Origin of the sequence: Jeotgalibacillus marinus, from assembly GCF_040801915.1 — a bacterium.
Classification (GTDB): Bacteria; Bacillota; Bacilli; order Bacillales; family Jeotgalibacillaceae; genus Jeotgalibacillus; species Jeotgalibacillus marinus.
The window spans coordinates 1-394 of the sequence record NZ_JBFMIA010000102.1; the positions used below are offsets into that span (position 1 = coordinate 1).

General features: G+C 56.9%; 1 protein-coding gene. It reads left to right on the forward strand.

Annotation, left to right across the window (positions count from 1 at the left end; all coding sequences use genetic code 11):
• Positions 1-394: hypothetical protein (locus AB1471_RS18810; RefSeq protein ID WP_367780949.1), on the forward strand; the 394-nt coding region annotated here is incomplete at both ends.

Sequence of the window (394 nt, forward strand, 5' to 3'; positions counted from 1 at the left end):
GGGGGGGGGGGGGGGGGGGGGGGGGGGGGGGGGGGGGGGGGGGGGGGGGGGAGGAAGAAAAAAAAAAAAGAAAAAAAGGAGAGAAAAAAAAAAAAAAAAAGAAGAGGGGAAAAGGAAGGGGGGGGGAGAGGGGAGAGAGAGGAGGGGGGAGAAGGAGGAAGGGGAAGGGAAAAGGAAGGGGAAGGGGAAGGGAGGGAGGAAGGGGGGGGGGGAAAAGAGGGAGGGGGAGAGAGAGGAGAGGGAAGAGGAGAGAAAAAAAAGGAAGGAGAAAAGGAGAAAAGAGAGAGGGGAGGAAGGGGAAAGGGGGGGAAAAAAGAGGGAGGAACAGGGAGGAGAAAAGGAGAAGGAAAGAAAAAGGGGAAGGGGAGGAAGGGAGAAAAAGGAAGGCGAGAAA